A 14,177-nucleotide genomic window follows, 5' to 3' on the forward strand; every position below is an offset into this window, starting at 1 on the left:
GAACCTTCCTCCTTCGTCTTTCTGTTCTGACTTATCGTTGCCGCGCGGCTGCGCGCACGGCGTTCCAGACCTTCAGCGCATCGACCGTCGCCGCAACGTCGTGCACGCGCACGATCGCTGCACCGCGCCCGACCGCGCACAGCGCGGCCGCCACGCTCGCCGCGACGCGCTCCATCGGCGGCTTGCCGCCGATCACCGCGCCGAGCATCGACTTGCGCGACATGCCCGCGAGAATCGGATACGCGTGCCCGTCGGGCCGCGCGGGCGCCGTGTCCTGCAATGCGGCCAGCAGCGCGTAGTTGTCTTCGACCACCGCCTTGCCGAACCCGAAACCGGGATCGACGCAGATTCGTTCCGGCGCGATGCCCGCGTCGCGCAACGCTTGCGCACGCGCGGCGAGAAAGTCGCGCACGTCGGTCACGACGTCGCCGTAGTCAGGTTCGCCAACCTGCATCGTCTGCGGCTCGCCGAGCATGTGCATCGCGCACAGCCCGCTGTTGCCGTCGCGCACCGCGTCGATCGCGCCCGGCTGGCGGAAGCCCCAGATGTCGTTGATCAGGTCCGCGCCGGCCGCGAGCGCCGCACGCATCACGGCCGGCTTGTAAGTGTCGACCGACAGCGGCACGTTCAGCGGCCGCAGCGCTTCGACGAGCGGGATCACGCGCGCGAGTTCCTCGTCGAGCGGCACGGGCGGCGCGCCTGGGCGCGTCGACTCGCCGCCGATGTCGATCAGGTCGACGCCTTCGGCGATCATCCGCTCGGCCTGACGCAGCGCATCGTCGCGCGCGAGGAAGCGGCCGCCGTCGGAAAACGAATCGGGGGTGGCGTTGAGAATGCCCATCACGAGCGGGCGCTCAAACGTCAACGAGAAGCGACCGCACTGGAGCGGCGCGGGAATGAACGCGGAAACAGCGGAATCGGACACGGACGGGAGGCGTTGATGAATGCAAAACGGGCCGGTGTGAAGCCACACCAGCCCGTGAACGGTGCTACAGCGGAAGTCAGGCCGGCGAAGCAGGCGCCGGCGCATTGCCGGGCTTCACTTCGGCGGTCGTGCCGCCACCCGACGAGTCGCCGCCGACAGCCGGCGAACTCTTCGGCGAGCGCGGCGGACGCCCTTCCATGATGTCGTTGATCTGATCGGCGTCGATCGTTTCCCACTCCATCAGCGCGGCCGTCATCGCCTCGACCTTGTCGCGGTTCTCTTCGAGCAGGCGGCGCGCAAGGCCGTACTGTTCGTCGAGCACGCGGCGGATTTCGCCGTCGACCTTCTGCTGCGTCGCTTCCGAGATCGTGCGCGTGAAGCCGCGGCCGAACGGGCCGTTATCGCTCTCGTCGTCGACGTAGACCATCGGTCCGAGTGCGTCGGTCATGCCGAAACGGGCCACCATCGCGCGCGCCGTCTGCGTCGCCTTGTTGAAGTCGTCCGACGCGCCGGTGCTGATCAGGTTCAGGAACAGCTCCTCGGCCACGCGGCCGCCGAACAGGATCGCCAGGCGGTCGAGCAGATAGTCTTTCGAGTACGTCTCGTTGTCATGCTCCGGCAACTGCCACGTGACGCCCAGCGCGCGACCGCGCGGGATGATCGTGACCTTGTGCACCGGGTCGGCCTTCGGCAGCAGCTTCGCGATCACCGCGTGGCCCGACTCGTGGTAAGCCGTCGCGCGCTTCGCTTCTTCGCGAATCACCGCCGACTTGCGCTCCGGACCCATGAAGATCTTGTCCTTCGCGTCCTCGAAATCCTGCATCTCGACGATGCGCTTGCCACGGCGGGCGGCAAACAGCGCCGCTTCGTTCACGAGGTTCGCGAGATCGGCGCCCGAGAAGCCCGGCGTGCCGCGTGCGATGACCGCTGCGTCGACGTCGTTCGCGATCGGCACCTTGCGCAGGTGCACGCGCATGATCTGCTCGCGGCCGCGGATGTCCGGCAGACCGACATAGACCTGGCGGTCGAAACGGCCCGGACGCAGCAGCGCCTTGTCGAGCACGTCGGAACGGTTGGTCGCGGCGATCACGATCACGCCCGAGTTCGCCTCGAAGCCGTCCATCTCGACCAGCATCTGGTTCAGCGTCTGCTCGCGCTCGTCGTTGCCGCCGCCCATGCCGGCGCCGCGATGACGACCGACCGCATCGATTTCGTCGATGAACACGATGCACGGTGCGTGCTTCTTCGCCTGCTCGAACATGTCGCGCACACGGGCCGCACCGACGCCGACGAACATTTCGACGAAGTCGGAACCCGAGATGCTGAAGAACGGCACCTTCGCTTCACCTGCGATCGCGCGGGCGAGCAGCGTCTTGCCGGTACCCGGGGGGCCGACGAGCAGCACGCCGCGCGGAATGCGACCGCCCAGCTTCTGGAATTTCTGCGGGTCGCGCAGGAAGTCGACGAGCTCGGACACTTCTTCCTTCGCTTCGTCGCAGCCGGCGACGTCGGAGAAGTTGACCGCGTTGTTGTTCTCGTCGATCAGCCGCGCGCGCGATTTCCCGAACGAGAATGCGCCGCCTTTGCCGCCCCCCTGCATCTGCCTCATCATGTAGAACCAGAACACGATGATCAGGATCGTCGGCCCGAGGTAATACAGCGCGGACATCAGCGCGTTCGGCTCGTCGTCGGCCTTGCCGCTGACCTGCACGCCGTACTTCATCAGATCGCCGACCATCCAGATGTCGCCGGGCGACACGATCTGGTATTTCTGGCCATCAGCCGGAGTGACGGTGAGGTTGCGCCCCTGCACGACGACGTTCTTGACCTTGCCGTTCTTGGCGTCGTCCATGAACTGCGAATAGGACACACCTTCCTGGACGCGGGGCTTGTCGAACTGCTTGAACACCGTAAACAGCACCAGTGCGATCACCAGCCACACTGCTGCCTTCGAAAACATATTGTTGTTCAAAGCACCACTCCTTCACTCGTAGACGAGCGCCTACATTTTCCTTGCGGCGCTCCTCGGTCATTCTAATCCAGTCCGACCACCCCTGCCATAAGCATTGACAACCGTCGCGATAGCGATTCGCTTGCCTGGCAAGGGCCGGAGCCCGTTTGCGGCACCGCGCTCCGCGTCACCGCGGATGCTTGAGCTGCCGGCCCAAAATGAACGTTTCGGACGATTTGTCGCGCGACGCCTTCGGTTTGCGTGGCGCGACGACCTTAAACTGCTGTTTGAACTTTTCGACGATCTGGCTGTAGCCGCTGCCGTGGAAACATTTCACGAGCAGCGCACCGTCCGGCTTCAGATGGTTCTGCGCGAATTCGAGCGCCAGATCGCACAGATGCTCGATGCGCGCCGCGTCCGCCGAGGCCACGCCGGAGAGGTTGGGGGCCATGTCGGAAATAACAAGGTCCACCGAGCGACCTTCGAGCACTTCTTCGAGCCGGTGGAGGACGTCGTCCTCGCGGAAATCGCCCTGGAGGAAGTGGACGTCGGCAATCGGCTCCATCGGCAGGATGTCGAGCGCCACGATCGTGCCGTCGATGCCGCCTTCGCGCTCCGCGTCACGCTTCTTGCCCTGCGCGAGCTTGTTGCGGGCATACTGGCTCCAGCTGCCCGGCGTCGCGCCGAGGTCGACGATCACCTGGCCCGGACGGATCAGCTTGTCCTGCTCGTCGATTTCCTTCAGTTTGTACGCGGCACGCGCGCGATAGCCCTCCCGCTGCGCCATTTTGACGTACGGGTCGTTGATGTGGTCGTGCAGCCAGTGCTGGTTAAAGCGGTTTTTTGCCATTCGAGAGAGAGATTGCTGCTATTTGCTTCGTGAAGCCGTGCTTTTGGCGGATAATACGCGTCTTCTTCGCGCGGCTGCGGCCCCTTTTGAGGCCCAAGCCGCGATTTTACGTGGTTTCGGCGCGCGGCTGATGCGGTAACTTCCCGCGATTCGCTTCTGACGCAGCGCGCCCTTATTTAGATTTCGACATTTCCATGCCCGCCCTTTCGCTTTCCCCCGCCGAGCGCTCCGCGCTGCGCTCCCAGGCCCATGCGCTCAAGCCCGTCGTGCTGATCGGCGCCGAAGGGCTGACCGACGCCGTGCTGAAGGAAATCAAGGTGCACCTCGCCGCGCACCAGCTGATCAAGATCCGTGTGTTCGGTGACGAGCGCGACGAACGCGTCGCCATTTACGACGAGATCTGCGATCGCCTGAATGCGGCGCCGATCCAGCACATCGGCAAGCTGCTGGTGATCTGGAAGCCCGAGGCTGCCGTGGCAACCCCTGCTCGCGGCCGCCGTGCCGGCGCGCTGCCGAGCGCGGCCGAAGCCGCCGACGACAAGAAAGGCCGTGCGCCGCGCACCGTCAAGGTCGTCAAGGTATCGCCGAACGCGAGCCCGGTGCGGCGCCCGAAGCCGACCAAGGTTGTCGTGCGCGGCAACGAGCGCGTGACGGCGGGCGGCACCGTGAAGCGGGCGAAAAAGCGTCAGGCCAGCACGAAGCGGCCACACCAGGACAAGTAATCTTGCCTGCCGGCACGGGACACCCCGTGCCGCGCTGCCCGAGCGGCGCTCGGGCCGTTCAGGCGTCTTGCGCCGGCAGACGCCAGATCAGCATCAGCCCCAGCACGCTCTCGACGAGATAGAACAGGCTCGAGACGCCGTGCAGCATCCCGAAGCGGCTCGCATACGGCGAGTTCGCGATATCGGTGCCCGCTTCCATCGCTGCCACCCGCAGCGCGTTCATGAACGGCTGCAGCGCGAAATACCCGACCAGCACGCACGCGACCATCGCCGCGACGATCCAGCGCACGCGACGATAATCGCCGCTGCCGCGCCGCACCTGCTGGTTCGACAGCGCGAGCAGCAGCACACCGCACACGACGCCGAGGATCGCCTCGATGCGAAACAGCTGAGCGGCGACCGAACCGGCCGTCATCCGCTCCAGCGTCTTGAACAGCACGGGCGCGACCGCGTACCCGATCGTCAGCAGGCTGCCGACCCACACGGCCGACAGCAGGCGAAACACGCGATGCGGCATCACGTCGCCCCGCTTCAGATGTAGCTGACCGAGATGATTTCGTATTCGCGCACGCCGCTCGGTGCCTGCACGGCCGCGACGTCACCTTCGGACTTGCCGATCAGTGCGCGTGCGATCGGCGAGCTGACCGAGATCAGGCCGTGATCGATATCAGCTTCGTCGTCGCCGACGATCTGGTACTTGACGGTGTCGCCCGACTCGAGATCCTCGAGTTCGACCGTCGACGCGAAGACCACGCGGCCTTCGGCATCAAGCACGGTGGGGTCGATGACCTGCGCGGCGGACAGCTTCGATTCGAGTTCGGCGATACGGCCTTCGATAAAGCCCTGTTTTTCCTTCGCCGCATCGTATTCGGCGTTTTCGGACAGATCGCCCTGTGCGCGGGCCTCCGCGATCGCGTTGATCACGGCCGGCCGCTCGACGGACTTGAGGCGCTGCAATTCATCGCGCAGGAGTTCTGCGCCACGCTTTGTCAACGGAATGGTGCTCATAAACGGCTCAATCGCTAAAAAACGGCTATAAAAAAAATCACCGCGATTAAGCGCGTTTCCGGCGAACCGGAAACACCGCTTAACCGCGGCACGTGTTGCTTCGACAGGTAACTGACTGCTTAGTTTAGGCGAGCATGAAGACCTTGTAAATCATAGACTTCCAGATCCTTCAGGTAGCGCAAGCCTTCGACAGCCGCGCGCGCGCCCGACATCGTCGTGTAGTACGTGACCTTGTGCGCCTGCGCGCTCATGCGGATCGAACGCGAATCGGCGATCGCCTGGCGCGTCTCGTCGACCGTCGTGAACACGAGTGCGATCTCGCCGTTCTTGATCATGTCGACGATGTGCGGACGGCCGTCCTTCACCTTGTTGACGACCTTCACCGGCACGCCGGCCGCTTCGATCGCGGCAGCCGTGCCCTTGGTCGCGACGATCGGGTAGCCGAGGTCGTGCAGCATGCGCGCGACTTCGACCGCCTTCGGCTTGTCGGCGTCCATCACGGTCAGCAGCACCGTGCCCGATTCCGGCAGGCGCGAACCGGCCGCGAGCTGCGACTTGAACAGCGCTTCGCCGAACGTCTGGCCGACGCCCATCACTTCGCCGGTCGAACGCATTTCAGGCCCGAGGACCGGATCGACGGTCGGGAACTTGACGAACGGGAACACCGCTTCCTTCACGCTGAAGTACGGCGGCTCGACTTCCTTCGTCACGCCCTGCTGCGCGAGCTTCTGGCCGACCATCGCGCGCGCCGCGATCTTCGCAAGCGGCAGGCTGGTCGCCTTCGACACGTACGGCACCGTGCGCGATGCGCGCGGGTTCACTTCGAGCACGTAGATGATGTCCTGCTTCGAACCGTCCGCCTGCGGCACCTGCTGAATCGCGAACTGCACGTTCATCAGGCCGACCACGTTCAGCGCCTTCGCCATCGCGCCCGTCTGGCGCTTCAGCTCGGCCACGGTTTCCTTCGACAGCGAATACGGCGGCAGCGAGCATGCCGAGTCACCCGAGTGGACGCCCGCCTGCTCGATGTGCTCCATCACGCCGCCGATGAACACCGACTCACCGTCGCAGATGCAGTCGACGTCGCATTCGATCGCGTCGTTCAGGAAGCGGTCGAGCAGCACCGGCGAATCGTTCGACACCTTCACGGCCTCGCGCATGTAGCGCTCGAGGTCGCGCGGCTCGTGGACGATTTCCATCGCGCGGCCGCCCAGCACGTACGACGGGCGCACGACGAGCGGATAGCCGATTTCGGCGGCCAGCGCGAGCGCTTCGTCTTCGGCGCGCGCGGTGCGGTTCGGCGGCTGGCGCAGGCCGAGGTCCTGCAGCAGCTTCTGGAAGCGTTCGCGGTCTTCGGCCGCGTCGATCATGTCGGGCGACGTGCCGACGATCGGCACACCGTGCGCCTCGAGGTCAAGCGCGAGCTTCAGCGGCGTCTGGCCGCCGTACTGGACGATCACGCCGACCGGCTTTTCCTTGTCGACGATCTCGAGCACGTCTTCCAGCGTCAGCGGCTCGAAGTACAGGCGGTCGGACGTGTCGTAGTCGGTCGACACCGTTTCCGGGTTGCAGTTGACCATGATCGTTTCATAGCCGTCCTCGCGCATCGCGAGGGCCGCGTGCACGCAGCAGTAGTCGAACTCGATGCCCTGGCCGATCCGGTTCGGGCCGCCGCCCAGCACCATGATCTTCTTGTTGGTGGTCGGCTGCGCCTCGCACTCTTCCTCATAGGTCGAGTACATGTACGCGGTTTTCGTCGCGAATTCGGCCGCGCAGGTGTCGACGCGCTTGTAGACCGGGCGCACGTTCAGTTCCACGCGGCGTTTGCGGACGTCTTCCGGCGTCGCCCCGAGCAGCCTCGCGAGGCGGCGATCCGAGAAGCCGCTCTGCTTCAGGTAGCGCAACTCGTCGAACGTCAGCGACGCGAGCGTGCGGCCCGACAGCGCCTTCTCCTTCAGGATGATCTGTTCGATCTCCGCAAGGAACCACGGGTCGATCGCGGTTTCCGCGAAGATCTCTTCGGCCGTCATGCCGATGCGGAACGCATCGCCGACGTACCAGATGCGATCCGGGCCCGGCTCGTGGATCTCGATCGCGATCTCGTCGCGGTCGGTCGACTTCTCGTCGAGACCGTCGACGCCGACTTCGAGGCCGCGCAGCGCCTTCTGGAACGATTCCTGGAACGTGCGGCCGATCGCCATCACTTCGCCGACCGACTTCATCTGCGTGGTCAGGCGCGAATCGGCTTCGCGGAACTTCTCGAACGCGAAACGCGGGATCTTCGTGACGACGTAATCGATCGTCGGCTCGAACGATGCCGGCGTCTGGCCGCCGGTGATCTCGTTCTTCAGCTCGTCGAGCGTGTAGCCAACGGCCAGCTTCGCCGCGACCTTCGCGATCGGGAAGCCGGTCGCCTTCGATGCGAGCGCCGACGAGCGCGACACGCGCGGGTTCATCTCGATCACGACCATGCGGCCGTCCTTCGGGTTGATCGAGAACTGCACGTTCGAACCGCCCGTGTCAACGCCGATCTCGCGCAGCACCGCGAGCGATGCATTACGCAGGATCTGGTATTCCTTGTCGGTGAGCGTCTGCGCCGGCGCGACCGTGATCGAGTCGCCGGTGTGCACGCCCATCGGGTCGAGGTTTTCGATCGAGCACACGATGATGCAGTTGTCGGCGCGGTCGCGCACGACTTCCATCTCGTATTCCTTCCAGCCGAGCAGCGATTCCTCGATCAGCAGTTCGCGCGTCGGCGACAGGTCGAGACCGCGCTTGCAGATCTCCTCGAATTCCTCGCGGTTGTACGCGATGCCGCCGCCCGAGCCGCCGAGCGTGAACGACGGACGGATCACGACCGGGTAGCCGCTGCCGCCGGTGAGCGCCATGATCTCGGCGTGCACCTGGGTCGCTTCTTCCATCGAGTGTGCGACACCCGACTTCGCGGAACCGAGACCGATCTTGGTCATCGCGTCCTTGAACTTCTGGCGGTCTTCCGCCTTGTCGATCGCTTCCGGCGACGCGCCGATCAGTTCGACGCCGAACTTCTCGAGCACGCCGTGGTGGTGCAGGTCGAGCGCGCAGTTCAGCGCGGTCTGGCCGCCCATCGTCGGCAGAATCGCGTCCGGACGCTCCTTCTCGATGATGCGTGCGACGACTTCCCACGTGATCGGCTCGATGTACGTGACGTCGGCCGTGTTCGGGTCGGTCATGATCGTCGCCGGGTTGCTGTTCACGAGGACGACCTTGTAGCCCTCTTCACGCAGCGCCTTGCAAGCCTGCGCGCCCGAATAGTCGAACTCGCAAGCCTGGCCGATGATGATCGGGCCGGCGCCGATGATGAGGATGCTTTTGATGTCTGTGCGTTTTGGCATGGCTTGTGAATTCAATAAGTAATCGTTGTCGTGGGTCGGCCGGCTGCGCTCAGCTCATGGTGGCGAGCGCGAGCTTCACCGAGAAACCGATGAACAGGCCGCCCACGCTGCTCGCCGCGCCCGCCGCGAGCTTGCGGCGGCGGCGGAAATGCTCGGCGAGCCGTGCGCCCGCGAAGATCAGCGTGCTCAGGTACACGAAGCTCGCGCTTTGCGCGATCGCCCCGAGCACGACGAACGACAGCGCGGGATGCGGGAATGCCGGGTCGACGAACTGGATGAAGAACGAGATGAAGAACAGGATCGCCTTCGGATTCAGCAGGCTCACGATCAGCGCCTTGCGGAACGGCTGCTCGCCGTCGACCGTACGCGGTGCGTCCGCCGGCGCATCGGCACGCGCGCGCAGCTTCCGCCACGCGCTGCGCAGCATCCCGGTGCCGATGTACAGCAGGTACGCGGCGCCGCCGTACTTGACGACGGAGAACAGCAGCGGGTTCGCCTTCAGCAGCGACGCGACGCCCGCGGCGGACAGCACCATCAGCACCGTGTCGCCGAGGAACACGCCGCAAGCCGCGCGATAGCCGACCTTCACGCCGCGCTGCGCCGCGAGCGACAGCACGTACATCGAGTTCGGCCCCGGCAGCAGGATGATGAAGATCACGCCGAACACGTAGGTCCAGATATCCGTGATGCCGAGTGCGTGGCCGAACATGATGCGAATCTCCCGTTCTTCGGTTGCTTCGGTGACGTCAGGCGTTGCGCTGCTTCGCCGCGTCCATCAGTGCGGTGAAACGGTCGAACAGATAGCCGATGTCGTGCGGGCCGGGCGACGCTTCCGGGTGGCCCTGGAAGCAGAACGCCGGCTTGTCGGTCAGCTCGAAGCCCTGCAGCGTGCCGTCGAACAGCGACACGTGCGTCACGCGCGCGTTGGCCGGCAGCGAATCCGCGTCGACCGCGAAGCCGTGGTTCTGCGACGTGATCACCACGCGGCCGTCGCCGAGATCCTTCACCGGGTGGTTCGCGCCATGGTGGCCCGTCTTCATCTTCAGCGTCTTCGCGCCGACCGCGAGGCCCATGATCTGGTGGCCGAGGCAGATGCCGAAGGTCGGCACGCCGCGCTCGATGAACTGCTTCGTGGCCGCGATCGCGTAGTCGCACGGTTCCGGGTCGCCCGGGCCGTTCGACAGGAAGATGCCGTCCGGATTCAGCGCCAGCGCATCTTCCGCGCTCGCCTGCGCGGGCAGCACGGTCACGTGGCAGCCGCGTTCCGCGAGCATGCGCAGGATGTTGTACTTGACGCCGAAGTCATACGCGACGACGCGGTACTTCGGGGCTTCCTGCATCCCGTAGCCGCTGCCGAGGCGCCATTCGGTCTGCTTCCACTCGAACGGCTTCGTGGTCGACACGACCTTCGCGAGATCCATGCCGGCGAGGCCCGGGAACGAGCGCGCGAGCTCGATCGCCTTCGCCTCGTCGTCCGAACCGGCCAGGATGCAGCCGTTCTGCGCGCCCTTGTCGCGCAGGATACGGGTCAGCTTGCGGGTATCGATGCCGGCGATCGCGACGACGCCTTCGTCGCGCAGGTAATCGCCGAGCGTGCGGTTCATGCGGAAGTTCGATGCGAGCGTGGGCAGATCACGGATGATCAGGCCGGCGGCATGGACTTTCGTGGCTTCGACGTCTTCGGCGTTGACGCCGACGTTGCCGATATGCGGGTAGGTGAGCGTGACGATCTGACGCGCGTAGCTCGGATCAGTCAGGATTTCCTGATAGCCGGTAATCGCGGTGTTGAACACGACTTCACCGATCGTATGGCCTTCGGCCCCGATCGAATAACCACGAAAGACCGTGCCGTCGGCGAGTGCAAGCAAGGCGGGAGAAAAAGACGGCAACACGGGAGGCTCCTTGGGGAACACCCTGCTGCCGACCTGTTTACCCTGCCGCGCGAGCGCCGCGCTGCGTAGGCGCGCGGAGTCGCTAGCTGGACGCGACCTGCGTTGTCGAGACGCGAACCCGGCGCGTGGCGCACGAGGCTTCGCGGCATCGCCCGACAGGCGGCGTGCGGCGGATGAACGGGATGAGTGAGGTAGGCGCTAGGGTGCGAGGTTGATCAGCACAAACTTTCAAATTATAGCCCGAAAATGACCATATTTTCAATCGATATGGCCGTCCGATCGTGTGTGCGGCACACATGCCGCCGCGACAGCCGCGCGCGGCAAGCGCTGCTGCGGCCCCGTTTCCGCAGCCGCCCTACCCGTCAGCGTACCGCCGGATCAACCTGCTTGCCAGCGCCGCGCGCGGGCCACACGGACCAGACCGCGCTCGCGAGCTGCAGCGCGAGGAGCACGCTCCACGCGGTAATGTGCGCGGCCGCCGGGTAATGGCCGTCGACGGCCGGCCAGTGCGACAGCACCGCGCCGATGCCGATCTGGAACGCGAAGATCAGCACGAAGATCACGAGCGTGAGCGTCGTGTTCGCGCGGCCGATCAGATGGGCCGGGAAGTGACCGGCCAGCACCGCGTAGGTCAGGATCCCGACGCCGCCGAACATCCCGTAGGCGGCCCACAGCACGGCCGGCGGCAGCGGCACGCGCGCGACGATCGCGGCTTGCGTGGCGACGAACAGCACCATGCCGATGCCGCAAAATGCGTGGACGGACACCCCGCGCCGCTCGAGCACGCGCGCCGCCGCGCCGAAGCCGACGCAGCCGGCCATCATCGCGAAGCCGAGCACCGACACGAGCCGTGCGGCGTGCTGCGCATCGAACCCCGCGACATCGCGCAGGTACGGCCCGACCCACAGCGACTGCATCGCGTAAAACACGCCCTGCGTGACGATCGAGAACGACGAGATCTTCCAGAACGCGCGGCTGCCCAGGATGTGCCAGGTGCCCTTGAACTGGCTGACGAGCCCACCCTGGTGGCGCGGCCGCTCGGCTTCCGGCGCACCGAAGCCGATCGCGGCCGCGACGACGATCGTCAGCACCGCGAGACCGCCGCAGACAGCGCGCCAGCTCGTCACGCCGAGCAGCCAGGTCAGCGGCGAGCCGACCGCGACGCCGCCGAGACCGCCGACGGCCATCACGAGACCGTTGACGAGCGGCAGCCGGCCGACCGGAAAATGCTGCGCGAGCGCCTTGAACGCCGCACCGAGGCACACCGACACGCCGACGCCGATCAGGAGCCGACCCGCCATCATCGTGCCGAGGTCGTGCGCGACGCCGAACACCGCGGCACCGGCCGCCGCGAACAGCAGCATGCCGGCCGCCACGCGGCGCGGGCCGAAATGGTCGAGCAGCACGCCGGCCGGAATCTGTGCGCCCGCGAAGCCGAGGAAATAGAGACTGGTGAGCAGCCCGAGATCGGCGGCCGACAGCCCGAGCTCGTGCGTGACGAACGGCGCGAAGCCGAGATTGACGCCGCGGAACACATACGACACGAAATACCCGATCGCAAACAGCGCGAGCACCCTCACCTGCACCGACGACATCGCCTCTCCTTGTTGTTCCGGGCTCGTGATTCCACGGCCCGCGCAGCAGCGGCCCCGCTGCCGCGCACAAACGAAAACGCCGTCACCTCGGTGACGGCGTTGCTGCGCGTTCGTCGGATGATAGCGCAGTCGCGCTGCGATCACGATCGCGCGTTACTTCTTCTTGCCCTTGTGTGCAGCGGCCTTCGGCACAGCCTTGGCCGGCGCCGCCTTCGCGGGAGCAGCCTTCGCCGTGCGAGCCGCCGGCTTCGCGGCACCCTGCTTCGCACCGCGCGACTTGCCGCCGACGGACAGGCTCGCGCGCTCGATATGCGCGCTGCCCGTCGACGTCGCGATCCGCTCCGGACCCGGCTCGGCCGGCACCGCACGGCCGACCGGCACGTGCAGCACGAGCGCCTGGCCCGGCATCACGAGATCGCGGTGCGTGCGGTTCCATGCCTTCAGCTGGCCGACCGACACGCCGTAGCGGCCAGCGAGTGCGGCCATCGACTGCTTTCGGCGCACGCGGATCAGCATCTTGCGCGTATCGGGCACGTCGGGCTCCATCGCGAGCACGCCGTTTTCCGCGACGTCGGCGCTGATGTCCTCGTCGTCGTCATCGCCGCGCGGCACGACGATCGTCGAACCGGGCTTCAGGCGCATGCCGGCCGGAATCTTGTTGACCGACATCAGCGTATCGGCGTCGACACCGATCTTCTCGGCAATCGCGGCCGGGCGCGTGCGCTCGCTGACCGTGTAGGTGGTCCACGACGACAGCTGGCCGTTGTACGCCTTCAGGTTCTTCTCGAACGCCGCCGCGTTGTCGAACGGCAGCAGGATCTGCGGCTCGGTCGCGCCCAGGATCACCGGTTTCGAGAACGACGGATTCAGCGAGCGGAACTCGTCGAGCGACAGGTTCGCGAGCTTCGCGGCCACCGCCACGTCGATGTCGCGCGACGTCGTGACCGTCACGAAATACGGGTGGTTCGGGATGTCCGGCAGCGTCAGGCCGAACTGCTGCGGATTCGCGATGATGTTCTTCACCGCCTGCAGCTTCGGCACGTAGTTGCGCGTCTCGTTCGGCATCCGCAGGTTCTGGTAGTCGGTCGGCAGGCCCGCTGCCTGGTTGCGCGCGATCGCGCGCTGCACGTTGCCCTCGCCCCAGTTGTAGGCGGCCAGCGCCAGATACCAGTCGCCGAACATGTCATGCAGGCGCGACAGGTAGTCGAGTGCGGCGCTCGTCGACGCGAGCACGTCGCGGCGCTCGTCCTGCCACATGTTGCGCTTCAGGTTGTACGTGCGGCCCGTGCCGGGCATGAACTGCCACATGCCGGCCGCCTTCGCGACCGACAGTGCCTGCGGGTTGTACGCGGATTCGATGAACGGCAGCAGCGCGAGCTCGGTCGGCATGTGGCGCGCTTCGAGTTCCTCGACGATGTGATACAGGTACTTCTGCGAGCGCTCGGTCATGCGCTGCACGTAATCGGGGCGTTGCGTGTACCACGTCGTCTGCATGTCGACGAGGTCGCTCTGCAGGTCGGGCATCTGGAAGCCGCGGCGAATGCGCCCCCACAGATCGGAGTCTGCGCTGGTCAGGTCGCCGACGGATTGCTTGTCGACGTCGACAGTTTCTTTGGCGGTGGCTGATTTGCGGAGGTAGTTGGACGTCGCCTGCGAATCGGCGGCGGTGTTGGCGACAGGGCCCTGACTCGCACAAGCGGCGAGTAGCAGGACCATCAGCGCGCTCAATATAAGTCGCATGAAAATCTCGGCTTCCGACGGCTGGAAATTGCAGGCGATACTACGGAAGTGCGTGCTTCACGTCAATAAAAACACCGAAAACTCAGCGAAATCCTACATTTGCAGCAATTTTTACAGACG

Annotated in this window: 11 protein-coding genes; 1 reads left to right on the forward strand and 10 read right to left on the reverse strand. The window is 65.6% G+C overall.

What is annotated here, in order from left to right; all coding sequences use genetic code 11:
- Positions 1–31: 31 nt before the first annotated feature.
- From folP to DIE15_RS11770, 3 genes are all read right to left on the reverse strand, one after another.
- Entirely contained in the window at positions 32–973 is a 942-nt protein-coding gene (folP, locus tag DIE15_RS11760) for a dihydropteroate synthase (protein WP_124833264.1), read from the reverse strand.
- Between the two features lie 28 nt (positions 974–1,001).
- Positions 1,002–2,897 (reverse strand): ATP-dependent zinc metalloprotease FtsH, encoded by a 1,896-nt coding sequence (ftsH, locus tag DIE15_RS11765; RefSeq protein ID WP_057927901.1) that lies wholly within the window; start codon positions 2,895–2,897, stop codon positions 1,002–1,004.
- Positions 2,898–3,063: 166 nt separating this feature from the next.
- On the reverse strand, positions 3,064–3,726 hold the full coding sequence (locus tag DIE15_RS11770; RefSeq protein ID WP_124833265.1) for an RlmE family RNA methyltransferase: 663 nt from the start codon (positions 3,724–3,726) through the stop codon (positions 3,064–3,066).
- A gap of 194 nt (positions 3,727–3,920) precedes the next feature.
- Here DIE15_RS11770 and DIE15_RS11775 point away from each other — a divergent pair, with 194 nt between their 5' ends.
- Positions 3,921–4,448 (forward strand): YhbY family RNA-binding protein, encoded by a 528-nt coding sequence (locus DIE15_RS11775; RefSeq protein ID WP_057927899.1) that lies wholly within the window; start codon positions 3,921–3,923, stop codon positions 4,446–4,448.
- A 58-nt stretch (positions 4,449–4,506) separates the two neighbouring features.
- Here the strand turns inward: DIE15_RS11775 and DIE15_RS11780 are convergent, their stop codons facing one another.
- The 7 genes from DIE15_RS11780 to DIE15_RS11815 all read right to left on the reverse strand — a co-directional run bounded on the left by DIE15_RS11780 (position 4,507) and on the right by DIE15_RS11815 (position 14,057).
- The gene (locus tag DIE15_RS11780; RefSeq protein WP_057927898.1) at positions 4,507–4,965 is read right to left on the reverse strand and encodes a DUF4149 domain-containing protein; all 459 of its coding nucleotides are present in this window, start codon (positions 4,963–4,965) and stop codon (positions 4,507–4,509) included.
- Positions 4,966–4,979: 14 nt separating this feature from the next.
- A complete protein-coding gene (gene greA, locus DIE15_RS11785) occupies positions 4,980–5,456 on the reverse strand; it encodes a transcription elongation factor GreA (RefSeq protein WP_057927897.1) in 477 nt (158 codons plus the stop codon).
- A 119-nt stretch (positions 5,457–5,575) separates the two neighbouring features.
- A complete protein-coding gene (gene carB, locus DIE15_RS11790; RefSeq protein WP_124833266.1) occupies positions 5,576–8,830 on the reverse strand; it encodes a carbamoyl-phosphate synthase large subunit in 3,255 nt (1,084 codons plus the stop codon).
- Positions 8,831–8,879: 49 nt separating this feature from the next.
- Positions 8,880–9,539, reverse strand: a complete 660-nt coding sequence (gene leuE / locus DIE15_RS11795) for a leucine efflux protein LeuE (RefSeq protein WP_057927895.1) — start codon at positions 9,537–9,539, stop codon at positions 8,880–8,882.
- Positions 9,540–9,576: 37 nt separating this feature from the next.
- Positions 9,577–10,722 (reverse strand): glutamine-hydrolyzing carbamoyl-phosphate synthase small subunit, encoded by a 1,146-nt coding sequence (gene carA / locus DIE15_RS11800; RefSeq protein ID WP_057927894.1) that lies wholly within the window; start codon positions 10,720–10,722, stop codon positions 9,577–9,579.
- 362 nt (positions 10,723–11,084) lie between these two features.
- Positions 11,085–12,317: a nitrate/nitrite transporter gene (locus tag DIE15_RS11810; protein ID WP_124833267.1), complete on the reverse strand. Its 1,233-nt coding sequence runs from the start codon at positions 12,315–12,317 to the stop codon at positions 11,085–11,087.
- A gap of 153 nt (positions 12,318–12,470) precedes the next feature.
- The gene (locus tag DIE15_RS11815) at positions 12,471–14,057 is read right to left on the reverse strand and encodes a transglycosylase SLT domain-containing protein (protein WP_124833268.1); all 1,587 of its coding nucleotides are present in this window, start codon (positions 14,055–14,057) and stop codon (positions 12,471–12,473) included.
- Between the last annotated feature and the right edge of the window lie 120 nt (positions 14,058–14,177).

Source organism: Burkholderia sp. Bp9031 (genome assembly GCF_003857965.1).
GTDB lineage: Bacteria > Pseudomonadota > Gammaproteobacteria > Burkholderiales > Burkholderiaceae > Burkholderia > Burkholderia ambifaria_A.